Origin of the sequence: Paenibacillus pabuli NBRC 13638, from assembly GCF_001514495.1 — a bacterium.
In the GTDB taxonomy this organism is placed as follows: domain Bacteria; phylum Bacillota; class Bacilli; order Paenibacillales; family Paenibacillaceae; genus Paenibacillus; species Paenibacillus pabuli.
In genome coordinates, this window is the sequence record NZ_BCNM01000016.1 from 58,241 (window position 1) to 83,201 (window position 24,961).

A 24,961-nucleotide genomic window follows, 5' to 3' on the forward strand; every position below is an offset into this window, starting at 1 on the left:
ATTGGATCGCCATGCTCGATACCCAGGCTACGCTTCAGTTCAATAGGCAAAACAATACCTTTAGGTATTGTCGGGAGTCTTTATTTTCTACGTCTCTAAAGGTATACCTTTTAGGACAGTAGCGAAAGGAAAAATAATATTAGACTGATGACCTCATTAAGCTAACGGGCAGAATACTTAAAATAATTACATTACTCTTCAATACAACTTTTCTTTGCAAATTGCGTCTTAATCGAAGCAACTATTGGCTAGTTTATACAGTGATTAGAGAGGAATGGTCAGAATGAAGAAATACCTTGCTGGATTATTAATTATTTTTGTCCTATGTTTGGGCTTACCAGGACAGGCTTACATGGAGGCGTCTAACCAACAGCCTTTGGCTTTTGAGGATCTCAATCTTGAACAAGCGATTAAGTCATTATTGAATAAAAACGACGATGAATCACTAACAAAAGAGGATTTAGAGTCACTGACCGACGTTAATTTATCGGGTAAAGGAATTAAGAGTTTGCAGGGTTTGGAATATGCAGTCAATGTGACGAAGCTCTCTTTAAGCGGAAATCAAATTGCTGATATTTCACCTCTATCCGATGCTGTGAATTTGACGACTTTGGATTTGAGTGGCAATCAAATTGTGGATATTAAGCCCCTCAGGAAGTTAACGAAGATGACAGATTTATCTCTAGCTAGCAACCAAATCAATGATCTTTTACCGCTAGCGAGACTAGTCAATCTGAGTACGTTGTCCATAAGTTCCAACAAGATCACAGTTCTAAAGCCGCTAGCAGGATTGGTTAAGCTTAGGAGCCTCGAAGCTGCGAATAATAACATCAAAGATCTTGCTCCTTTGTCTAAATCAACTGTCTTGGTTACTCTGAATTTATCATCTAACCAAATCTATGATTTGGAGCCGTTGAGAAATCTTCAAAGTTTGAGTTACCTCTATTTGAAAAATAATCGAGTGTGGGATTTAGAGCCGATCCAACAACGTAATTTTTTTCCGTATTACGACACAGGTGCATTCATTGAACCACTTGCGCTGCAAAATAACTATTTAGATTTAAGCAAAGGATCGAAAACATATAAATTATTCGTGGAACTGGCAGGAAGTGAGTTGCCTGGCGGTCAGCGTAAGACACAGCGCTTGGTGATCGGCAGCACGACAGCTTATGTGGGAGAAAGTGCTTATCGTATTACCGCAGCGCCATTTATTCAGACAGGACGTACCTATGTGCCCATCCGTTTCATCTCCGAGAAGCTTGGGGCAAACGTGAATTGGAACCAGAGCACCAAAGCGGTAACGATTCAGAAGGATGGTAAAACGATTCGTTGGGCTGTAGGGAACAGGCAGGTAAAAGTAAACCAGCAAACGGTGATGCAAGATGCTCCTTTACTTCTGAAGAACGGCAGTGCGTTCGTTCCTGTTCGTTTTGTGGCGGAGCAGTTAAATACTTCCGTTGAATATATGGGAAGCAAGCATATGGTCGTGATTTTCAAAAATTAAGCACCTTAATGGAATTACAGAATAATATTTGAAGATAAGGACTCAGCTTTAAAACAAGAACTGCGGTATACAACAACGGATGACAATAGGGATCGTTGCAGAAATGCTAACGATCCTTTTTTGTATACCTTTACGGATGGTATATACTCAGAAAATACGGACAAAAAAAGCCCTAAAGGGCTACTTCCATAATAGTCGTAATCAACTTTTCCCAGCACTCTCTGGTAAAAGAAATTATTTCATTTAACTTTCCCTTGTAGGAGTATGAGTAGCAACTTTCCATTGACCTTCCTCATAGGTTAACGTTATTTTTGCAGAGAGCGCACCCTCATTGGAACGATACTTACTGACCTCTATGGTAATGTTTTTATCTGATTGCTTCTCCTGCTTTTCAATTTTCAGTAAAATCCCTTTAAGCGTGCTTTCAGATTGTTCAGACAGTCCTTCTTCAATCAATTCTTCATAGGTTAGATTATAAATTTTTACGTTATATTTGCTTTGAAGGTAATCCTCAATGCTTTTCTTATCTGAATCCTTTATTTGAAGTCCTTTATCGAAATTCAATGAAATATACTCCGTGTTCTCATTAAGAGCCGTATCTGCTGAAATTAATTCATCCAACGCCACACGATAAGGTTCGCCTAGTTCATTCTGCTGACTAGAGCCAGTAACACCATTTGTGCAAGCTGATAGTAAAAATACCGCTACAACACTGAGAATAAAATACATCGTCTTTACTTTTGTGACAATCCCCTCCTTGGTACTTGTTACCTAATCAACGTAATAAAAACCATAAATGTTTCATTTTAATTTAAAAAGCAGCCCAATTAGGGCTGCACTCCAAAAAAATTTTCGTGATATTCAAAGTACGATGACTCATGAAATCGGTCACTCTCTTCGTGTAGGGCATTCTCCGGTTTATGAAGATACCATGTACGGTGAGGGATCAATGAATACAGACTATAAGAGAACGTTGACAACTGCTGATCGGGAGGACTGCTTGTGTCCAGGCCTCGTTTTCTCTTTGTGGTACGTCCTGTATTAGACGATCGCTTGTATCCGTGGGTGCTGGTGGACACTGTTGCCCAAAACAAACTGGTTTTCCGTTCCGAGCTGTACATGGTATCCCGGTTTCAGTTGACCATTTCGCATATGGTCTTCTTTCCATTCGCATGAACGTAGCATCCGGATCGGTTTTGCTGTAACTACTGCGCCCACCCACCAGCAGTTTCAATCTGCTGTTCATATTTTTGCAGCCGGGGCAGCACGGTTTCTTTTGTTTTTCTATTTTAAAAACAGAGCTGTCCCTAGCCATTTATGACTTATGGGACAGCCCCTTTCTCCAATATATATTCAAACGGCTCGCGCGAACCGGAATAGCTGCATGTGACTTAAACTTACCCTATAGAGGGAAATTAAGCGTCCAACGCTTTGGCAAATTGGGTTTTGTTCATTCCCAGAATGCGGTGTTCACCAATAACAGTCAGAGGTACGGCACGTACGCCCATGTCCCATACTTGTTGAGCAAACTCGTCGCTAGTTTCGATGTTACGCTCTTCATAAGCGATACCTTTGTCAGCCAGGAAGCTTTTTACCGATTTGCAGTTCGGGCAGTTGGTTGATGTGTATACAATTACGTTTTCCATGTTTAATTCACCTCATATGGTTTTATATGAATCTATAGTTTGTTTGGAATCAGCTTTTCCTTACAGAACAACTGCGCTGTGCTCCAAGCTTTCAATGTATTTCTCTGTGTCCATAGCAGCCATACATCCGCTACCTGCAGCTGTAATCGCTTGTTTGTAACGTGTATCCTGAACGTCACCACATGCGAATACGCCTGGGATATTGGTTTCGGATGTGCCTGGTGTAGTTAGGATATAACCGTGTTCGTCCGTTGTAATCTGTCCACCCAGGAATCCGGTGTTTGGTGTGTGACCAATCGCTACGAACACACCGCTTGCCGGAATGATTTCTTCTTCACCCGTTGCGTTGTTCAATACTTTCAATCCAGTAACCCCATTGTCGCCTGCGATTACTTCAAGCGGGGTACGGTTCAATGCCATTTCCACTTTCTCGTTGCTGCGTGCACGATCCTGCATAATTTTGGAACCACGCAGTTCTTCACGACGGTGAACCAGGGTTACTTTGGAACCGAAACGGGACAGGAAGCTTGCTTCCTCAAGGGCAGAGTCACCACCACCGATGACAATGATTTCTTTGTTACGGAAGAAGAATCCGTCACATGTCGCACATGTGCTGACACCACGGCCCACATTCGTTTCTTCGCCAGGAATACCGAGGTATTTGGCTGATGCACCAGTAGACAGGATCAAGGTTTCCGCTACGAGTTCACCCATGCCTTCAACCTGAATTTTGAATGGACGCTCACTCATATCGATGTTGTTTACCCAGCCTGTACGGAATTCTGCGCCGAAGCGTTCCGCTTGTTTACGCATATTATCCATCAGTTCAGGACCCATTATACCATCAGGGAAACCTGGGAAGTTCTCCACCTCAGTTGTTGTTGTCAGTTGACCACCAGGTTGCGGTCCTTCAATAACGAGTGGGTTCAAGTTGGCACGTGCCAGATAGATTGCTGCTGTCAGCCCTGCAGGGCCTGTTCCAATAATAATTGATTTATACATGTATAGTTCCTCCCCCGGGTTCTGCAAAAAGGTCAGGCACTCCGGCATCAAAAGCAAATGCTTTTGCATACACTAGAACGAAAGCCTACATCATGTCCACATGATCTGCCCGTTATGACAATTAACCTATGCAGAAACGGAATTCTAATTTATAATCATTCTAATCTGTTGTTCATTATGATCTCTTTTATGTACGGTGTCAATGCTCGGCAGCGATTATGAAGAAGTCTTCATCAGGAGGGAAAATGGAAGCATGAACGATGCACTCATTGGCAGCTTTATCTCAGCCATGTCTACCGGCCTTGGGGCCATACCTATTCTATTTATGCGTAAAGTCACCCACCGTCTGCGTGATATTTTGCTTGCTTACGCAGCAGGCATCATGACCTCTGCCTCGGTGTACAATCTCATTCCGGAAGCGCTCGGGCAATCCAATCTGTTTGTACTTGCCCTTGGTATTATGCTGGGCAGCATGGTCCTACTTGTGCTGGAGATGAAGATTCCCCATGTGGATCTGGAGAACCCGGAGAAGATGCCTTTCAAAATTGAAGCCAAAGCCTTCATGATCATTGCAGCCATCACCATGCATAACCTGCCCGAAGGGCTATCGGTAGGTGTCAGCTACGCGAGCAGTGACGCAGGACTTGGCAATCTGATTGCCTTTTCCATTGGATTGCAAAATGCGCCAGAAGGATTTCTGGTCGCCCTCTTCCTTGTAAATCAGAACATTGGTCGCTTCAAGGCGCTCGGTATAGCAACTCTGACGGGGGCGGTAGAGATTATTACTGCTATGATTGGTTACACACTGAGCAGTTTGGTTTCCGGTCTCGTTCCTTATGGTCTTGCCTTTGCAGCGGGTGCGATGATGTTCATCGTGTACAAGGAACTGATTCCCGAAAGTCACGGCGACGGCAATGCACGGGCGGCAACGGTTTCCTTTTTGCTCGGACTGATCACGATGATTGGCTTGACTGAACTCTTTTAATGGAAAGAACAAAGAGCAGCTCCCACATAAACACGACAATAGACGGCAAAAAACCTGAAAGAACAGCCCTCGCTGACTTCCAGGTTCTTTGTTTGTTCACAAATGAAGATTCAATGAAATAGTTGGAATGATCTGTAAAGGCCAGCCAAGATCCCACCTTGCCGTAACCTCTAAAATCGATTGCAATGGCACAAATGCCATGATTCGGCAGCACATTTACCCAGCCTTGTTATCGAAGCAACCTCAGCCCATTTAGAATAACCAGAATCGTGCTGCCCTCATGGCCTACCACACCCAATGGTATTGCAACATCTTGTAAGAAATTGCCTGCGATTAGAACCAGAATTACCGTGATGGCAAAAAGTATATTCTGCTTCACCGTCCGCTGTGCACGTCGGGCCTGCCTGATCACCCAAGCGATCTCTTCAATATTGTCATTCATCAGCACAACATCCGCTACTTCCAATGCCGTACCGCTCCCTGACACACCCATGCCCATGCCAACTGTTGCCGCTGCAAGTGCAGGTGCATCATTCACACCATCCCCAACCATCAACACATGCCCGTACTGTTCGCGCAGCAGACGCACCTGCTTCACTTTGTCTTCGGGTAGCAAACCTGCGTATACCAGGCTTACGCCTGTTTCACGGGCAATTACTTGGGCCGATTCGGGACGATCGCCTGTCAGCATGGCTACCTTCACACCCATGGTTTCCAGCTTTCTCACCGCTGCGACCGCTTCTGGGCGTACGGTATCTCTCATCGCGATCAGACCCGCCATTTCTCCATTCGCTGATATAACCGACACGGTCTTGCCTTCTCCCTCAAGTTGGGCACGTAACCCACGCCACATAGTAAGATCGTTCATATCAGAAGCACCCCATTGCTTCTCTGTATCATTGGCATTACTTACCTCACTGATATGATGCGTATCCAATTCATCCGTTTTGCCAATTTTCCAGAGGACGCCGTTGACTATCCCCTCAATACCCCAGCCTGTCAAAGCCTGAACCTGTTCAGCAATCGGGAGTCCAATGTCCTCCTTGGTCGCCTGCTCCACAATGGCCCGAGCCAGTGGATGCATCGAAAGGTTCTCGATCGCGGCTGCCGTACCCAATAACTGTGTCCGTTCATACCCGTCTGCCGGTATAATATCGGTCACCTGTGGTGTCCCCATCGTCAATGTGCCTGTTTTATCAAAAGCAACCACCCGCGTCTGGGCCATATTCTCCACATGAGCGCCACCCTTGAAGAGAATACCGCGACGCGCACTGCTGGACATGGCTGATAACATGACGGGCATAATCGAAGAAACCAGGGCACAAGGTGAAGCTACAACCAGAAAGACCATTGCTTTGTAAAAAGCCTCATTCCATGTCCAACCAAGCAATAACGGTGCTCCCGCGATAACCACCACTGTTACAGCAACAACAATCCGGGCGTAGATCCCCTCAAATCGCTCAATAAAGCGTTGGGAATCCGGCACTTCCGTCTGCGCTTCTTCTACCAGTTTAATGATTTTGCCAAACAACGATCCTTCAGCAGATTTGGTTACCTCTACATATAAAGCACCTTCGCCATTCACGGTACCCGCATATACTTCGTCACCAGCGACTTTATCCACCGGTAAGGATTCCCCTGTAATCGTAGCCTGATTGATAAAAGAGCTCCCCCGGTACACGACACCATCTGCCGGAACCAGTTCACCTGGTTTCACCAGCAGCAGATCCCCCGGCTGCAAATCATCAATGGATACATGGTTCATCTTCCCGTCCTCAATGCGCAGCGCCGTTTCCGGTTTGAGCGCCAACAGGGATGAAATATCCTTATAACTTCGTTCCGTTGCATAGCTTTCCAGCGCACCACTTAACGCGAAAATAAAGATCAGCATGGCACCTTCATTCCAGTAGCCAATGGCGGCGGCTCCTAACGATGCTGCAATCATGAGCAGATTCACATCGAGATCACGATCCCTGACCAGTGTCTCTATGCCTTCTTTGGCCTTGGTCCATCCACCTATGGTATAAGCAAGAATATACAAAAGTACAGATAACGGGTTGGACCACGATGCCGTTGTCCAGGCGAGAAGCATCAAAAGTCCACTGCCTAGAGCAGCTTGCATTTCCTTGTTGCGCAGCATGGCCCGAAAGTCCTGTTTGCGCCCCCGGCCTGAGCCAGGCGTATTGGCTGAACGCTGTTCAGCTTTAGCTTGGGTTTGAGTGGGTTGGTGTATCGCTTGCATATGAATCACAGTCCTTTCTGAATGGGGGACCTGGATTGATTTTGCGGCGTCCATGTCCCCGGTATTGAAGTCGTATTGAGAATGAGAGCCATTGTTAATGCCCTAAAAATGACACATGCTGCTGCGGGAATCCCGCAGCAGCATGGTTATTGAATGATTTTCAAATCATTTTGAATGAGAATGATAATCATTTTTGTGCTTATGCAATTATTTTTACCCAATACAACTTTTGCTTTATTATATGCCTGTGCTCTGTATTTGTAAATGGGTATTTTCACGGTTAGCTGGTCGTTGGTGGAAAGTCAAAAAAGCCACTCGTCCATAAGGACAAGCGGCTCGGATGATGATCAAGTATTCATGTTATGAATTAGACCGTAACACTGGATTGCTGGCTAGCCTTAATGGCTTGCTCCAGGTCATAGAGGATATCCTGGATATTCTCTGTACCCACAGATAGACGAATCAGCTCAGGATTAACACCTGCTGCGGTCTGCTCATCTTCGCTCAACTGTTGGTGCGTCGTACTTGCCGGATGAATGATGAGTGACTTCGAGTCACCTACGTTCGCAAGGTGGGAGAACAGTTTCACATTCTCAATCAGTTTGCGTCCTGCACCCACCCCGCCTTTGATACCAAAGGTCAGAATGGCTCCCTGGCCTTTTGGCAAATACTTCTGTGCCAGCTCATAGGACGGGTGACTCGGCAAACCTGCGTAGCTTACCCATTCCACATCCTCATGCTTCTCCAGATACTGCGCCACAGCCAGTGCGTTGCTGCTATGACGTTCGACACGCAGATGCAGCGTCTCCAGTCCTTGAATAAGCAGCCATGAATTGAAAGGTGAGATCGGTGCCCCGAGGTCACGCATCAATTGTACTCGTGCTTTGATAATATAAGCAATCGGTCCAACCGCTTCCGTATACACCACGCCATGATAGCTGGAATCCGGCTCCGTCAGTCCCGGGAACTTGCCACTCGCTTTCCAGTCGAATTTGCCGCTATCCACAATAACTCCACCAATGGAGGTACCGTGACCGCCAATAAATTTGGTCGCTGAATGAACGACAATATCAGCGCCATGCTCGATTGGACGAAGCAGATATGGACTCGGGAATGTATTGTCGACAATCAAAGGAATGCCATGTTCATGAGCGATCGCTGCTACAGCTTCAATATCCAGTATGTTACCCTGCGGGTTACCGATCGTTTCAGCGTATAATGCTTTGGTCTTCTCCGTAATCGCCGCCCGGAAATTCTCAGGATCACTGGAATCTACAAACTTTACATCCAGTCCAAGTTTCGGTAGTGTGGTTGAGAACAGATTATACGTTCCCCCATACAGACTGGCTGCGGAAACAATCTCATCTCCCGCACCTGCGATGTTTAAGAGGGAGAACGTAATCGCTGCCTGACCGGAAGCGGTAGCCAGTGCACCAGCACCTCCCTCAAGTGCAGCAATACGTTGTTCAAACACGTCCGTCGTCGGATTCATCAGACGTGTATAGATATTGCCAAACTCTTTCAATCCAAACAGATTGGCTGCATGCTCCGTATCACGGAATCCGTAGGATGTTGTTTGGTACAACGGCACAGCACGTGCGTGGGTGGTCGGATCAATCTCCTGGCCTGCATGAATTGCCAATGTTTCAAATGAAAGCTCACGTTCGTTTGACATAAATCTGTTTCCTCCCTTATCTTATACGTTTGGTACGATCCTAGATGTCATAACATGGTGGCGTATGTTTTCCATATTCTCTCACAAGATGTCGCTTTTGAAAAGAAATATTTCCGATTTTTCCGATGAGAAATGTTTAATTATGTATTCCATAAGGTAGCTATACCAAAAAACCTTTGCAAGAGCAAAGGTTTTTTGAGGTTGGGTAACCATCATCTGTTGGATGACTACCAGATATTTTTACCAACTATACCCGAACCCCACTCCATATCTCACGTAAATGTTGGGCTGCCGGGACCGCTTCTTCCGCCGTCACCCCTTCTAGTGAAATATCGATGTGTGGTTTATAGGTTTTCAATAGTTCAAAAAATAACGGATAATCCAGGATGCCCTCACCCGGCACCGGATTGAACTTCTCACCCTGCGCATTGAAAGCCACATCTTTGGCATGAATGACAATGATACGCTGATACAGCGTTTCCATCACTTCCCGCAGGAATGCAGACTGATCGGCCACATGGGGCTGCTTGATCAGATTACAAGGATCGAACAGCATGCCCAGATTGGATGAAGGAATTTCTTCAAACAGCCGGGTCATATGCTCACGCGTATGAAGTGTATGGGTAGATACAGGCTCAATCGCCGCATGAACACCCCACTTTTCCGCCTCTTCCGCCAGTTCCTCTACCGTCTCCCGCAGCACCGTCCACGCCTTTTCTTCATATCCAGCCGGATGAGTGTCACGATACGTACCCAGGTCCCCTGTCTCCGTTGCTACCATGCTGCAACCGAAATCGCGGGCATAACGCAGATGTTCCTTGAATCGATCAATGTCTGCACGTCGGCGCACAGGATCAGGATCAATTGGGTTGATGTAGCACCCTAGTACCGCAATCTTGACCCCTCGCTGGGCAAATTGATCTCCGATCTCATTCGCAAGCCCCGGGCTCAGCTTGCCATTGGCCGAATCCACATCCGATAAGGCCTTGGCTAATGCCAGCTGTACCGAATTGAACCCGTTGTCCGCAATAGTCTGTGCAAGCTGTACTGTAGGCTGCTTGCCAAACGTATGTGCAAGAATACCAAGTTTCATGTCACTGCCTCCTTTACAGTCGGATTGCTGACAGGGTTTTAACGAGCCATCCAGCCGCCATCCACATTCAGAATGTGACCATTCAAATAATCCGAAGCCGCCGATGCCAGGAATACGACCGGGCCTTTCAGATCCTCAGGTGTTCCCCAGCGTCCAGCCGGAATCCGTGCTGTAATGTCACGGTAACGGTTCTCATCGGCGCGAATCTGAGTGGTATTGTCTGTTTCCATATAGCCTGGTGCTATCCCGTTGATCTGAACGCCTTTGCCTGCCCATTCATTCGCGAGTGCTTTCGTTAACCCGGCAACCCCATGCTTGCTGGCCGTATATCCAGGAACGTTAATTCCGCCTTGATAGGACAGCATGGATGCAATGTTAATGATCTTGCCGCTTCCCCGTTCAATCATATGTCTGCCAGCCAACTGGCTCAGGAAAAATACCGTATTCAGGTTAAGTCCAATGACATCATGCCAATCCTGTTGACCATGATCAGCTGCAGGTGTACGACGAATAATCCCCGCATTGTTGACCAGAATATCAATTCTCCCTTGAAAGGCTAACGCCTTTTCAAACACACCGGTCAGTTCGTCCTCACGGCTCAAATCAGCTTCAATCACATACGCTTTGCGCCCGAGAGCCTCAATGGCACGCGCTGTTTCCGATGGATTGGAGTAGGAGACCAGCACAACATCCGCCCCGGCTTCAGCAAGGCCTATCGCCATTCCTTGCCCCAGACCTCCTGATGTACCAGTGACAAGTGCAACTTGTCCGCTTAAATCAAATGGGTTCATGAATGATTCCTCCGCATGGTTATTGGGTTGCAAACCGTGTTCTTCAGCCTCGGCAGTCACGTAAACACTGGGGAACTGAAGATCAGCTCTGATAATCCACTTTGATCCCGTTTTGCCTATACAGCGCTGCTGTCTCCTCATCCAGGCGACTGTCGCTGATGATGCAATCCAGCTCTGAACAGTGCGCAAAGGTCCGAAGGGCAAATTGTCCGAATTTGTAATGATCCACGACGCCGTAGACCTGCTGCGAGGCAGAAATCATTGCCTTTTTCAGGGGTACCAAATCTCCTGTATATATGGAAAGTCCAAATTCTGGATGAAGTGCTGTCGTTGAGATAAACGCTTTGTGAATATTGAGACCGGATATGAAGGACGCCGTGTCGTCTCCCACCAGCATATTGCGCACTCTTGCTCCGCCGGGCACAACCAGTCGCACCTGCTCCTTTTTGGTCAGCTCAGCAATAATGAACAGATCATTGGTAACCACGGTAATGGGTTGATTGTCCATGCGCTTCGCCATCTCCAGCGTGGTGCTTCCACCATCCAGCGCAACAATATCTCCTGGGCGGATATAAGCCAGGGCTCGCTCGGCAATCTCCGTTTTCTCCGAGTGATGCTTTTCCGTAGCCCCTCGACTTGTGAGGATACCATACTGGTCGTTCTGAGCCAGCATCGCACCCCCATGGACACGCACGAGCAATCCCATGCTTTCCAGCTTATCGAGATCCTCCCGTACAGTCTTGCCCGTCACCTGCAACAGCTCACTTAGATCACTGACGGTAACTTCCTGTCGCTCCAGCAGAGCCTCCATAATTTTTTCATGTCTTTTCAATGGATTCATCATAGATCAACTTCCTGTTTCTTTGGAATTTACGCGCTATTTCAGGTCCTTCATCGCCACGCCGTCCATATCCTCGAACGTCTGGTTTTCACCAGCCATTGCCCAACAGAAGGTATAGCTGCTTGTACCGACACCACTATGGATCGACCAGCTTGGAGAGATGATGGCCTGACGGTCACGAACAACTAGATGCCGTGTTTCGTTTGGCTCGCCCATCATATGGAACACAACGCCATCTTCCGGCAAATTCCAATACAAGTATACTTCGGAGCGGCGATTGTGAGTATGTGCTGGCATCGTATTCCACATGTTGCCCTTGTCAAGTTCTGTAATACCCATCACCAGCTGACAGCTCTGGATACCGCCTTCTCCCTGGTGGATATAACGGTAGATCGTCCGTTCATTCGAGCTTTCGATACTGCCCAGATGGTTCGGTTGAGCCTGCTCCTGAGTAGCCTTTTGCGTAGGGTACGTATGGTGCGCCGGTGTGGATACAAAATAAAACTGAGCAGGCTGGTCGTTACCGCTGTTCTTGAATACAACCTCTTTCACACCTCTTCCGATATACAGGCATTCCTTCGCACCAATCTCGTATCCTTGTCCGTCGGCTGTTACGGTTCCGTGGCCTCCAACATTAATGATACCGATTTCACGACGTTCCAGGAAAAAGCTCGTTCCGATATCCTTCAGATTTACTTCAAGTGCGATATCCTTGCTTTGAGGTACAGCCGTTCCTACAACATAACGATCTACATGAGAGTAAACGGTTACCAATTCATCTGTTGCAAACAATTGCTCCATCAGGAATTCCTCACGAAGACGGGATGTATCATAGTTTTTCACTTCATTCGGGTGTGCAGCATAACGGTTTTGCATCATTAATCCATTCCTTTCGTTAGTCAGATAATGTTCATATAAGTTCATTTTAGTTCATTTTGTATCTTTTGTGTACCTTTTTTTTATAAAAAAAGGCTAACCAGTATTTATTGGCTAACCTCATAATACGAACAGTATCCTATACTGCGATAATTTTACAATCTATTGCACTAACTTAATAAAAGAACCTTTCCCTCGATGCTTGATTCAGCAGTTGCAATGGCCTGTTTCACATATTCCAGTTCAAACGTCGCCCCAATGTTGGCCATCAATAGCCGCCCACCCCGAATTAACTCAATCACTTCCTTGAATACCTGTTCCCATCGTTGTTGCGAACAATGCTCTACCCAATGCTTTAGCCAAAAGAGTTTAACATTAACTTGCGTTCCGTGGGTCATCTCATGCCATGACGGTGATATACCCGAGAGCAGTCCGACGCTTATTACCGTGCCATACGGCCTTATACAACTCACGAGTTGCTCTCCATCAGCCCCTCCGATACAGTCGACGGCCGCATTAGCGCCACGCCCCTCCGTTAATTCTGCAATCCTCTCCTGCAGCAACTCTTCCATCGTATTCACGACTGAAACTGCCCCAAGGCGGTATAACTCAGCAGTATGGCGATCATTTCTTGTGATCGCAATCATGCGAAATCCCAAAATCTTCGATAATTGTGCGAAGATTCGCCCAATCGCGGAACCACCAGCATTGACAATCAAGGTATCGCCGTACGTAAGATGAAGTATATCCGTACAAATCAACCAAGCTGTGATCGGGTTAATGTAGATCTGACTTGCCGATTGATCATCAATATCATCAGGCACAATGATCGCATGTCGATCCAAAGTCTTCACGACCTCTTGCCATGTGTTCTCGCCTCTCAGCGGTAAGACGCGTCGACCCAACAGTTGATTGGACACTCCCGGCCCGACCGCCTCTACTACCCCCACTCCCTCGAACCCAGGTACAGCTGGCAATGTTGTCCGATGCGGATATGCACCACGGACAGGAATGACATCTGAGGGATTAATAGGCCGAGCGCACATCCTCACCGCTAATTCACCGGGGCCAGGGGGCACAAGCTCCTTCTCCTCTATGCACAGCACTTCGTTCGGCTCGCCGAAACGATAATAACGTATAACCTTAGTCTTCATTAGTGCATCTCCTAAAATCATTTTTCTTAGAATTAAATATGTTAGTGTAAACGTTATTACTAAGAAAGAAGTGAAGAACGTTTTGCAAATGATCGTATAACAGATCACAATACAATTGATTGCTCTGTAAGAATATAACACTCATCTCCCCAATGTTAAGATAAAAAAAGAACCTGACGGAAAAATCCCCGCCAGGCTCTGGTGATCTTGCGATGTATTATTAACGAATAAATAAGCGCCTCGTAAGAAAGCAAACGAATATTGCCTTCTCTCACCTCATCGGAAGTTGACTGATCCAGATTACCAATGAGCAGGCGGGCATCATGGTTCGATCAGCGAATGAAGCCGGCAGACGATAGGACTGCTCCTGGTCCGAATGATTGAGAATGACAAGCCATGTCTCCCCATCCAGACTGCTGCTATATGCATATACATGCTCTTCCCCTGCCGATTGGTCACGTAATCTCCATAGAACCATAACCGCGTGAGTTTTACACAGGGCAATTAGATTACCTTGCGGCAATAATTTAGTTTCAATTGTGTTGCTCCCTGTTTTATGACAAAAAAACTCCCGACCTTAAACCAAGGTCGGGAGTTCTCTATTCAAATATTAATGGGCAACTGTGTTGTTCAACATGATCCAGACAGAACCAATTACGATGGTCAGCATGATCAATAGACCGAAAATCAGAGCCATAACATTCCAGCGTGGTTTTTCCGTTTCACGGATATGCATGAAGAAGAAGAGTTGAACCACGAACTGAAGTGCAGCTGTTACCAACACAACAGCCAGTGTAGCTGTTCTGCCCATCATATCATTCAGAACCACCACAAGTGGGATGATTGTGAGGACGACGGACAGAATGAAGCCGATGACATAGGACTTGAGTGAACCATGCTGCTCGTGGCCATGGGATTCATGTGAGTTATGTTCTGCCATCTACATCACCCCCATCAGATAGACGACCGACAGGAGGAAAATCCAGACGACGTCCAAGAAGTGCCAGTACAAGCTGATCACGTTGATTTTACCGCGAGTTACATCGGTAATTCCACGTTTTTTCAGTTGGAGCATCAGACCGATCATCCAGATCAGACCGAGCGATACGTGAAGTCCGTGAGTTCCCACAAGGGTGAAGAATGCACCGGAAGCAGCACTCGTCGTGTAACTGAATCCTTCATGGACCATCTCAACAAACTCCGTTACTTCCAGGGCGATAAAGCTCGCACCAAGAACAGCAGTAACGACCAGCCAACTGATCAGTTGTTTGACTTTACCTTGGTTCATTGCCAGGACCGCAAGTCCGCTTGTAAATGAACTTGTCAGCAAGATAAATGTCTCTGCAATAACGCCAGGCATTTTGATTAAATCAGACAATATAGGTCCGCCCGCCGTATTGTCACGCAACACAATAAAGGTTGCGAACAATACGGAGAACAGGATAACGTCGGAAATCAGGAAGAACCAGAATCCGAGTATTTTCAGCTCTTGTGGATCATGATGGCCATGGTCATGACCATGTGCATGATTCTCACCGTGCTTAGCGGCTGCTTGAGCCATTATACCGACCCCCTTAACGACGCTTCGGTACGCTTAATTTCGTCGACCGGAATGTAATAATCCGTATCGTATGAGAATGAACGGGCGATCATGCAGATCCCTACACCGGCGAGTCCAAGAATCGCCATCCATAGCCATCCGAATACAAAGCCGAAACCAGCGATAAACCAGAAGACCGACATAACGAACGGAATCGCGGAATTTTTAGGCATATGAATCGGCTCAAGCGGCTGTTCTGGTGGATAGATGCCTTTGGCACGACGTTCTTTCTCTTCCCACCACTCATCAACATCATCTCCGCGCGGTGTAACGGCGAAGTTGTATTCAGGAGCTGGTGAAGGAATCGACCACTCGAGCGTACGTCCATCCCATGGATCAGCCGAAGCTTTGAGTGATTTGTATTTGCGAATACCGTCTGCAATTTGCGCAACCTGGAACAGGAATCCGACACCCATCAGGAAAGCCCCGATGGTGGATACGAAGTTCAATTCCCACCAGCCGGTATCCCAGCCGTAGGTGCTCAGACGACGTGTCATACCCATCAAGCCAACAGCGTACTGCGGCATGAAGCAGACATAGAAACCAATATTCCAAGTCCAGAATGCCCATTTGCCCAGTTTCTCTTCAAGTTGGAAACCGAACATTTTAGGCCACCAGTAGTACAGACCTGCGAAGTATCCGAAGACTACGCCACCAATCAGTACTTGGTGGAAGTGGGCAATCAGGAAGTAACTGTTGTGGAACTGGAAGTCAGCAGGAGCAACAGACAACAGTACCCCTGTCATCCCCCCGACAATAAAGCACGGAATAAAGGCAATGGTCCACATCATTGGAGTGGCCATGCGTATCCTTCCTCGATACATCGTAAACAGCCAGTTAAATATCTTAACCCCTGTTGGTATGGCTATCAACATCGTGGTTACAGCGAAGAATGCATTAACGTCCGCTCCCGAACCCATCGTGAAGAAGTGATGCGCCCATGTAAAGAAGGACAGGAAGCTAATGATCAGCATCGCAAATACCATCGATTTGTAACCAAACAGTTTTTTCCTCGAGAAGGTACTTACAATCTCGGAGAACACACCGAATGCCGGCAAGACTACAATGTATACCTCAGGGTGACCCCACATCCAGATCAAGTTGATATACATCATCGGATTACCACCCAGATCAAGCGTGAAGAAATGCGCCCCGGCAAACCTGTCGAGGAAGAGCAATGCAAGTGTCACGGTCAAGATTGGGAAAGCAAACAGAATGATAATACAAGTGGAGAATACCGACCATGTAAACATCGGCATTTTCATCCATTTCATGCCTGGCGCACGCATTTTAATGATGGTAACCAGGAAGTTGATACCGGTAGCCAGGGAACCGATACCCGAAATCTGAATACCCCATATATAGAAGTTCTGTCCCACCCCCGGGCTATGCGATAGCTCCGATAAAGGCGGATAACTGAGCCAGCCTGCGTCCGGTGAACCACCGATAACGAAGGACAGGTTAAACAGCATTGCTCCCAGGAAAAATAACCAGAAGCTCAGTGCATTCAGGAACGGGAACGCAACGTCCCTTGCTCCTATTTGAAGCGGTACAATAACGTTAAACAAACCGAACATAAATGGCATCGCCATGAATAGAATCATGATCGTACCATGCGTCGTAAAGACCTGATTATAATGCTCGGGATGTAAGAAATCCATGTTAGGCATGGCCAGCTGAAGACGCATCATCAGTGCATCCACACCACCACGGAACAGCATGATTATGGAAGCAATGATATACATAATACCGATCTTTTTGTGATCGACGGTAGTTAACCAGTTACGCCAGAGCCAGCCCCATTTTTTGAAATAAGTCAGCACCGCTACGATGGTAATCATCGTAATTCCGATCGCCACGTCCGCACCATAAATCAGCGGATCACCGGTTACGAAAAATTCCGATGCAAACTCCTTAAGTCTCTCTAACATTGGGGGCCTCCTTTCAAATCTTTAGTTAGCACTCTTGTCCACGTCCTGTGTAGTACTTTCTTTGGCGCCTGAAGCTTCATCCGAGCTTCCGCCATGCTTGCTGTGAGCACCTTGACCGTCAATAACGTACTTGGTCACGATATCCTGGAACAGACCTTCTGGGAAAGAAGAATAATAAGCAACATTGCTTGTTCCCGGTTCTGCCAGCGTGTTGTACGTCTCTTGTGTCAGTGGCTGGGATTGCTGTTTCACATCACTCACCCATTTATCGAAGTCTTCCTCCGATGTCGCATTCACATCAAAACGCATTTGGGCGAAGTGTTCCCCGGTAAAGTTGGCACCTGAACCCCAATATTGACCTTCATGATCAGCTTGCAAGTACAAGGTCATCGCCATACCCGACATTGTATAAATTTGTCCACCAAGCTGCGGAATCCAGAACGAGTTCATCGGTGAATCCGCGGTGAGCTCAAATTTTACGGGCCGGTCTGCCGGGATATTCAACGTGTTGACCGTTGCAATACCTTGCTCCGGATACATAAACAGCCATTTCCAGTCCAGTGAAGATACTTGAATGGTTACCGGTGCTTTCTCAGAAGCCAGTGGTTTCGAAGGTTCCAGATCATAGGTGTAGCGAATGGTTACAATCGCAAGCAGCCCAATAATAATAATCGGAACAGTCCACCAAATAGCCTCCGCTTTGGTGCTGTGAGCCCAGTTAGGCTCATATGCAGCTTTATTGTCCGGTTTGTCGCGGTAACGCCATACAATTACAGCAGACAAAATCAATACAGGCACAATAACAATTGCACAAAGAATTGTCGAAATGACAATCAAATCTCTCTGCGAAGAGCCGATGGGCCCCTTCGGATCCAGAACAACGTACTGTCCGCCTGCCAGCATTGGCCAGACAATCAATGCAATTGTAACCAACGTCAGGACAACCGGAATGATTATCCGAATTAGCGACCTAGGTTTCTTGTTCATCTTGATCCCCTCTCCTTAAATTCGCTCATACTGAAAAAACAGTATACTACTCTCTTCCTTCTAAAGATATCAGAAATGAGCAAGTTTTTTGTTCTTGTTAACAAATTTGTCGATTTTGCATCTCAAATGTGTGAATTTTTTCTCACAAATCGCTTGCACACTTGATATTTCCTCATTGTAATCTTTACACTTCAAGTCACAAAATAAAACCCTTTGCAGTCCCGTTGAACAGTATCAACGAATCCGCAAAGGGCTTTATTGACTGGGATTCCGGGTGCTCATCCAGTCTTATTATGAACGAATTAACGCAAGATTATTTAATCGGCGCCTTCGTCTTCCCGGCGTGTATGAACAAGTCCAATCGATTTGGCAATGACATAAATAAATACACTGCCGACCAAAAATCCGATACCCACCATTAAGCCGAGGTTGCGATCATTAAAATCATTCAGATTGATCAGGCACATGACTACTCCTGTTATTAGAGCAATCCAAGCCAGAACTGTCATCGTTAACACTGCGCGCCGCATATTTTTGTCTTTGCGCTCCAATTGGCTTACCATTGCTGTCTTCGATGCCATAGTAAACACTTCCTTTTCCCTTTTTGTAAGTGCTTTCCTTATACCAATATACCACATCAGTATGATTTTTAGTCAACAAATGTTCAAATTTTCTTCGCAATTTGGACACTTTATTTGCATTTCAACTGTTGACAAGCGCCTGATTGTTTCTTCCTTACTTCTTATAACCCCAAAATGGCCTCTTCATAACAAAGAACAGTCGATCCGTATGAAACCTTCATGAACTTATGTGTCACACCTTAAATAATAAAACAAAAAAGACGGCGTATCGGATTTCCCGAAACAACCGTCTCCTTTAATTCACCTGGAGGATACAGACTAATTGCGTATTTCCAGCCAATTATTTCTAATGACACTTTGATACCAGTAAAAGCTTTCCTTTGGTGTTCTTACCAGCGAACGATAATCCACATGCACCAGACCAAAACGCATGCGGTATCCCTCTGCCCACTCAAAATTGTCCATCAGCGACCAAGCCATGTACCCTTTTAAGTTAATCCCGTCATTGATAATCCGATGGATTTGGGCCAGATGCTGCTCATAATATGCAATCCGGCGATCATCATTGATTTTGCCGTTTTCCAAATCATCGTTAATGCACGCGCCGTTCTCTGTAATATAGACATCCACATTCCCATATTTTTGCAAGTAATGCATGAACTCATACAAGCCTCGTGACTCCACTGGCCAACCAATATCCGTCTTGGTCAGCCCCATGTCCACTTCTTCGGATTGCAAAGCACCTGCTTCCGGATTGAAACGATTGATGCCCATCGTGTAATAGTTAATTCCCAGCAGGTCAATCGGTTGCGAGATGATCTCCATATCGCCTTCCTGAATGGGTACGGTAGCGCCCGCTTCCGCAAACCAGTCCACCAGAAATTGTGGATATGAACCTTTATAGATCGGATCCAGGAACCAATCCGTATTGAGTGCAATAGAACGGTCGCAGGCAGCCTGATCCTCAGGAGATTTGCTGTACGGCTCAGCCCAGCACACGTTTGGTGCAATTCCGATCTGTCCTGTTGTTCCCAGGCGACGGAAGGATTGTACTGCTTTTCCGTGTGCAACAAGCAATCCATGTGCGACATTGATTGACGTTTGCAGATCTTTGTTTCCTGGCGCATGAATACCAAGCAGGTTGGACAAGAATGCAATACACCATGGTTCATTGAACGTCAGCCAGAGATTAATTTTGCCGGAGAATTCCTTGAAGATCACCTCTGCATATTTCACAAAAGCATCCACTGTTCTGCGATTCCCCCAGCCCCCGATGTCTTCAAGGGTCTGTGGCAGATCCCAGTGATATAACGTACAGAATGGTTCAATCCCTGCTTCGAGCAGCTTATCAACGAATCGATGATAAAAGTCCAAGCCTTCACGATTGATCTCGCCGTCTCCATCCGGGATGATACGAGGCCATGCAATGGAGAATCGGTAGGTATTGATCCCAAGCTTTTTCATCAACTCGATGTCTTCCTCGTAGCGGTGGTAGCTGTCACAAGCCACATCCCCATTGTCTCCATTAAATACTTTACCAGGCGTACGGGCAAACGTATCCCAGATGGACACCCCGCGTCCCCCTTCTTGCGCTGCGCCTTCTATCTGATATGAAGCTGTTGCTGTTCCCCAGCGGAAATCTTGCGGAAACTGAAAAATGGTCATGGGTTTCTCCTCCGTCTCATGATGACACGCGGATCGTCTGTCCTGCGGTCATGGTTAAAATCATTACATAATCACCCTGAGGGGTGAGCTGTGCTGTGGACTGCTCGTTTCCTGCCACTCGCAATGGATATGCACTGCGAATAGTCACGGAGCCACTCCAATCAGCCTTAATATCTGCATTTGCAATTCTGCCTTCGGTCCATTGAATGGCCACCGTGTAGGCTCCTCGTGCACGCAGCCCCTCCACACTGCCGTTAGCCCATTGTTCAGGCAGCGCCGGCAGCAGATGTATCTCTCCCAAATGGCTTTGTAACAGCATCTCGGCAATGCCCGCAGTACCTCCAAAGTTGCCATCGATCTGAAATGGTGGATGGTCATCGAACAGATTGGGATGGGTGGATCGGGCCAGCAGCGTGCGTACAAACTGATGTGCCAGGTTGCTATCCAGCAATCGCGCATACAGATTAATCAACCAGGCACAGCTCCAGCCCGTATGCCCGCCGCCTTGTGAGATTCGACGTTCAAGTGACACCCGTGCCGCTTCCGTCAATTCAGGCGTGTGCAACCGATTGATCTGCTCTCCCGGATATAGACCATACAGATGGGAGACGTGTCGATGCCCCGGTTCGGATTCGGCAAAATCCTTAAACCACTCCTGGAGCTGACCCTCACTTCCTATTTGGAATGGAAAGAGTTTGCTGCGTGCCTTGCTCCAATCATTCGCCAATTCCTGATCCACATCCAGCAATCGGGTCGTCTCGATGCAACGATTGAACAATTCACGAATCAATGTCATATCCATCGTCGAAGCCATGGAAATACTGCGAGCTTCACCTTCCTCGGTGAGGAACTTGTTCTCCGGAGAGGTCGATGGAGCAGTAACCAGATAACCGTCCGGTCCCTCCACCAGCCAATCCAGACAGAAGAGCGCGGCTTCCTTCATGATGGGATAGGCACGTTCCGCGAGAAATTGCCGATCTTGGGTGAACTGATAGTGCTCCCATAGATGTGAAGTCAGCCACACCCCGCCCATCGGCCAGAATGCCCAGCTAGCGTCTCCACCTGTAGGCGTGGTTGTTCTCCAGATATCCACATTATGATGAGCTGTCCAACCGCGGGCTCCGTACAAAATGCGTGCCGTTCTTCTCCCCGTATGGCTTAAATCTTCCAACATGCCAAACAAAGGTTCATGGCATTCACTCAGATTGCATACTTCTGCCGGCCAGTAATTCATCTCGGTATTAATGTTGATCGTGTAATCACTGTGCCAGGGCGGCTCCACCTGATGGTTCCAGATTCCCTGCAGATTGGCAGGTTGGCTTCCCTGACGTGAACTGCCCATTAACAGATATCTGCCATATTGAAAATAAAGGGCCTCCAGGCCGGGATCATTCGCGCCAGCTTGATAAGCTCGCAGCCGTTCATCTGTAGGCAATTCTTCATTGGCTGATGCACCGAGATCAATGGTAACGCGTGAAAATAAGGCATTATGGTCTTTTACATGTCGTTCACGAAGGACTTCCGAACCTTGAGTCATCGCTTTGGTAATTACATCGCTGCATTCCTCTTCCAGCAACACGCCCTCTTTCACGGGCACCACATCATAGCGTTCAAACGAAGTTACCGCCGCCAAATAAAAAGTAACCTGATCCGCTCCATGAACCTGCAGTTTCCCATCTATAATCGATATCATAGCCTGCTTGCCTTTGGCAGTGGCAGCTATTCGCACAGCATAAGCCGTTCCCCGATCTTCTTCATAGATGACAGACTCCGGATGATCCCTGAAATAATTCGATTCAACATGACTCGGACAGCGACTGAACAGTGTAAGTGCATCGCCCGAAGCCTCAACGTGATAAGGATGTGGACTGTCCAACGTAACGCTGACGTTTACGGCTCCCTCCCGATCAGCAGCTACGGTACAGACCATAAGGTCATCCGGTGCACTGGCATATACCTCACGCACATACTGAATCCCTTTATACGAATACTTCGTCGTAGCGGTGCCGGTGTTGAGATTAAGCTCCCGCTCAAATTCATCGTACGAAATCCCATTTAGTTCATCATGCTGCAACTTAAAGTGACCCATCGGCTGATAAGCTTCCACATCACGTCCCAGCATTTCTCGGTTCAGCAATTCTTCAGCTTCGCTGTATTGCCCAGACATGATCAGTTCACGAGTCTGCTTCAGGTAACGCTGGCTGCTGTACTGAATGGTGTCACGTGGAAATCCGGACCACAATGTATCCTCATTTAGCTGGATTTGTTCATCCGCTGCTCCACCGTACACCATGCCGCCAAGGCGACCATTCCCAATCGGTAGCGCCTCTTCCCACCGGGTCGCAGGTTGGCGATACCACAGGCGATTTTGCTTTGTTGTCTTATTCAATGAGGACATAGATAAACTCCTGTTCGTAAGTAGTTCTTTTATTACTGAAACTAAAACGTTTTCGAAAAATTGATAAAATAGCATATATTGCGATTCTTTTTGGACTTATGCTCTTTCCATTCATATTTAAAGCATGTGCATCTGAAAGTGCTTACAGTAAGAAAATTATATTGGATTTCGAAATATGCGTCAATGTTAAACATCACATAAAAACCAAAAAAAGACCCTTTATCAGGGCCTTCTTTTGGTTTTCGACATATTTACTATAACCTACATTATTTAACGTCTTTTCCGGTCCACAGGGAGACACGATCCTTAACCCAAACGGTGTACTGTTTCTCCATTTCCACTGCACCCGCTTTGTCCAGCTCAGCCAGGAAACCATCATATACTTTATCGAAGTCTTCCGGTTTGGAAAGAACGGCTTCAGGGATACGTTTGCGAACGATATCCTGTGTTTTCTGGAACGTTACCTCATAATCTGTACCTGAAGGAACAGGCATGTTGTATGCTGCGCCCCAGTCTTTCAGCTGCAAATCATCTTCAGAAGGATAAAATTCTTTCCATGTTGTAATGCCATATGCTTTCAACGTTTCTTTCTCTGCAGCAGTATAGCCAGCCTGGATCTGCTCAGGGAAGTTTGTTGTGTAATAGTTATCCGTGGAATCTTTCACGCCATCACCGTATCTCGCACTAAACACGTTATACATTCCGATTCCTGTTTCTTTGGTGAAGTTAGAGTTGTCATTCGTTTTGCGATCTTGAATATCTTGAGGGATCACCCGTTGACCATTCTCTACATTGTAGTGTTGGCCTTCAATACCCCAGTTTCTTAACACCTGGCCTTCGTCCGAAGCAAGCCAGTCCATAAATTTGATAATGCGAACCGGATCTTTGGCAGAAGTTGTGATCCCGATACCATATCCATCAAATCCGGTTGGCTGGAACGTGTGATCCACGATGTCCTTGTTCAGGGATACAGAGAAGTGAGCATATGTGCTGTCATCTTTGCCCGCTGATTTGAGTGCATTTTCAGCTTCTTGATAATTCCATTCCTGGTCAATCAGACCGAGTACACGACCACTTGCGATTTTGGACTTATATTGGTCATCCTTTTGGACAAATGTATCTTTGTCCAGCAGTCCTTCATTATACATTTTGTTCAACCAGCGGAAGTATTCCTTCTCCTCTGGACGTTTGTAGTGCAGCATCGCTTCATACGTTTCAGGATTGATATAATATTCGCCATCATCCGGTGCTCCCGTCGCCTGGAAGGCTGGGTTCGTTACCGTAATCATGATTTTCCAGTCATCGGCATTCAGCGTTAATGGAATGGTCGGCTGACCGTCAATCGTCGGATGTTTTTTCACATACTCTTTCAATACATTCTCGTAATCCTCCAGCGTTTTCACTTCAGGGTATCCGAGCTCTTTCAATACCTTTTGCTGAATCTCGAAACCGCCTGTAGCGTCAAACGCAACATTATCTACACCCATATTGGTTGGGATCGTATAAATGGCCTGATCATCCAAACTGTATTTCAGCCGGTTCATCTGGTCCCCATAGATTTTTTTCAAGTTTGGAGCATGCTCCTCAATCAGATCCGTCAGGTCAAGCATAGCCCCTGCATCTACTAGTTTAGACAAGTTACCTTTTGGGAAAACGATATCAGGGTAATCACCGCTGGCCGCCATAAGTGCAATTTTCTGGTCGCCACCATTGTTCACATCATACTCAGCTTCAATTGTAACGCCTGTTTGCTTCGTAATCTCTTTACCTACTGCATCCTGCATCTTGTTCCAGGTTGGACTTGCATCCGCGCCAAAGAAAGTAATAGTAACCGGATCGGTTCCACTGGACTCCGTGGTCTCTTTACTTCCCGAATTTCCGCAGCCAGCTGTAACCAGCATTGCACTTGCGAGCATCAACATTGCAAACGTCTTGGGTGTATTGCCTTTCATTTTGCCTCTCATTGTCTAGTTCCCCCTATTATTTATGA

Annotated in this window: 21 protein-coding genes and 1 pseudogene; 2 read left to right on the forward strand and 20 right to left on the reverse strand. The window is 46.7% G+C overall.

Annotated elements, in window-relative coordinates:
- Positions 1-283: 283 nt before the first annotated feature.
- Positions 284-1,504, forward strand: coding sequence for a stalk domain-containing protein (locus tag PPA03S_RS20935; protein ID WP_062325899.1), 1,221 nt, complete (start codon positions 284-286; stop codon positions 1,502-1,504).
- A 243-nt stretch (positions 1,505-1,747) separates the two neighbouring features.
- Here the strand turns inward: PPA03S_RS20935 and PPA03S_RS20940 are convergent, their stop codons facing one another.
- The 4 genes and pseudogenes from PPA03S_RS20940 to trxB form a co-directional block, all read right to left on the reverse strand.
- Entirely contained in the window at positions 1,748-2,233 is a 486-nt protein-coding gene (locus PPA03S_RS20940; RefSeq protein WP_062325901.1) for a hypothetical protein, read from the reverse strand.
- A gap of 333 nt (positions 2,234-2,566) precedes the next feature.
- Positions 2,567-2,723, reverse strand: a pseudogene (locus tag PPA03S_RS34525) (IS1182 family transposase); the annotation flags it as partial.
- A 196-nt stretch (positions 2,724-2,919) separates the two neighbouring features.
- The gene (locus tag PPA03S_RS20945) at positions 2,920-3,150 is read right to left on the reverse strand and encodes a glutaredoxin family protein (RefSeq protein ID WP_056693307.1); all 231 of its coding nucleotides are present in this window, start codon (positions 3,148-3,150) and stop codon (positions 2,920-2,922) included.
- Between the two features lie 60 nt (positions 3,151-3,210).
- Positions 3,211-4,152, reverse strand: a complete 942-nt coding sequence (gene trxB, locus PPA03S_RS20950) for a thioredoxin-disulfide reductase (protein ID WP_062325903.1) — start codon at positions 4,150-4,152, stop codon at positions 3,211-3,213.
- A gap of 253 nt (positions 4,153-4,405) precedes the next feature.
- Here trxB and PPA03S_RS20955 point away from each other — a divergent pair, with 253 nt between their 5' ends.
- Positions 4,406-5,137, forward strand: coding sequence for a ZIP family metal transporter (locus PPA03S_RS20955; RefSeq protein ID WP_062325905.1), 732 nt, complete (start codon positions 4,406-4,408; stop codon positions 5,135-5,137).
- Positions 5,138-5,366: 229 nt separating this feature from the next.
- Here the strand turns inward: PPA03S_RS20955 and PPA03S_RS20960 are convergent, their stop codons facing one another.
- The 16 genes from PPA03S_RS20960 to PPA03S_RS21035 all read right to left on the reverse strand — a co-directional run bounded on the left by PPA03S_RS20960 (position 5,367) and on the right by PPA03S_RS21035 (position 24,935).
- Positions 5,367-7,379, reverse strand: coding sequence for a heavy metal translocating P-type ATPase (locus PPA03S_RS20960; protein ID WP_062325907.1), 2,013 nt, complete (start codon positions 7,377-7,379; stop codon positions 5,367-5,369).
- A 367-nt stretch (positions 7,380-7,746) separates the two neighbouring features.
- Entirely contained in the window at positions 7,747-9,054 is a 1,308-nt protein-coding gene (locus PPA03S_RS20965) for a homocysteine synthase (RefSeq protein ID WP_062325910.1), read from the reverse strand.
- 247 nt (positions 9,055-9,301) lie between these two features.
- Entirely contained in the window at positions 9,302-10,147 is an 846-nt protein-coding gene (locus PPA03S_RS20970) for a sugar phosphate isomerase/epimerase family protein (protein ID WP_062325912.1), read from the reverse strand.
- 38 nt (positions 10,148-10,185) lie between these two features.
- Positions 10,186-10,938, reverse strand: coding sequence for a 2-dehydro-3-deoxy-D-gluconate 5-dehydrogenase KduD (kduD, locus tag PPA03S_RS20975; protein WP_062325913.1), 753 nt, complete (start codon positions 10,936-10,938; stop codon positions 10,186-10,188).
- A gap of 82 nt (positions 10,939-11,020) precedes the next feature.
- A complete protein-coding gene (locus PPA03S_RS20980) occupies positions 11,021-11,779 on the reverse strand; it encodes a DeoR/GlpR family DNA-binding transcription regulator (RefSeq protein WP_062326018.1) in 759 nt (252 codons plus the stop codon).
- 36 nt (positions 11,780-11,815) lie between these two features.
- Positions 11,816-12,655, reverse strand: coding sequence for a 5-dehydro-4-deoxy-D-glucuronate isomerase (gene kduI, locus PPA03S_RS20985; RefSeq protein WP_062326019.1), 840 nt, complete (start codon positions 12,653-12,655; stop codon positions 11,816-11,818).
- 170 nt (positions 12,656-12,825) lie between these two features.
- Positions 12,826-13,830, reverse strand: a complete 1,005-nt coding sequence (locus PPA03S_RS20990) for a zinc-dependent alcohol dehydrogenase family protein (RefSeq protein WP_369691092.1) — start codon at positions 13,828-13,830, stop codon at positions 12,826-12,828.
- A 250-nt stretch (positions 13,831-14,080) separates the two neighbouring features.
- Complete coding sequence (locus PPA03S_RS20995) at positions 14,081-14,287, reverse strand: alpha-glucosidase C-terminal domain-containing protein (protein WP_062325917.1); 207 nt, start codon at positions 14,285-14,287, stop codon at positions 14,081-14,083.
- A 132-nt stretch (positions 14,288-14,419) separates the two neighbouring features.
- On the reverse strand, positions 14,420-14,749 hold the full coding sequence (gene cyoD / locus PPA03S_RS21000; protein ID WP_062325920.1) for a cytochrome o ubiquinol oxidase subunit IV: 330 nt from the start codon (positions 14,747-14,749) through the stop codon (positions 14,420-14,422).
- On the reverse strand, positions 14,750-15,370 hold the full coding sequence (gene cyoC / locus PPA03S_RS21005; RefSeq protein ID WP_062325922.1) for a cytochrome o ubiquinol oxidase subunit III: 621 nt from the start codon (positions 15,368-15,370) through the stop codon (positions 14,750-14,752).
- On the reverse strand, positions 15,370-17,340 hold the full coding sequence (locus tag PPA03S_RS21010) for a cbb3-type cytochrome c oxidase subunit I (protein ID WP_062325924.1): 1,971 nt from the start codon (positions 17,338-17,340) through the stop codon (positions 15,370-15,372). The genes cyoC and PPA03S_RS21010 overlap by 1 nt, the downstream gene beginning before the upstream one ends.
- Before the next feature lie 21 nt (positions 17,341-17,361).
- A complete protein-coding gene (gene cyoA, locus PPA03S_RS21015) occupies positions 17,362-18,327 on the reverse strand; it encodes a ubiquinol oxidase subunit II (protein WP_062325925.1) in 966 nt (321 codons plus the stop codon).
- A 317-nt stretch (positions 18,328-18,644) separates the two neighbouring features.
- The gene (locus PPA03S_RS21020; protein ID WP_024631414.1) at positions 18,645-18,908 is read right to left on the reverse strand and encodes a hypothetical protein; all 264 of its coding nucleotides are present in this window, start codon (positions 18,906-18,908) and stop codon (positions 18,645-18,647) included.
- Positions 18,909-19,226: 318 nt separating this feature from the next.
- Complete coding sequence (locus PPA03S_RS21025) at positions 19,227-20,573, reverse strand: GH1 family beta-glucosidase (protein WP_062325927.1); 1,347 nt, start codon at positions 20,571-20,573, stop codon at positions 19,227-19,229.
- A gap of 16 nt (positions 20,574-20,589) precedes the next feature.
- On the reverse strand, positions 20,590-22,971 hold the full coding sequence (locus tag PPA03S_RS21030) for a glycoside hydrolase family 95 protein (RefSeq protein WP_062325929.1): 2,382 nt from the start codon (positions 22,969-22,971) through the stop codon (positions 20,590-20,592).
- Positions 22,972-23,237: 266 nt separating this feature from the next.
- Entirely contained in the window at positions 23,238-24,935 is a 1,698-nt protein-coding gene (locus PPA03S_RS21035) for an ABC transporter substrate-binding protein (protein ID WP_411835338.1), read from the reverse strand.
- Positions 24,936-24,961: the final 26 nt, after the last annotated feature.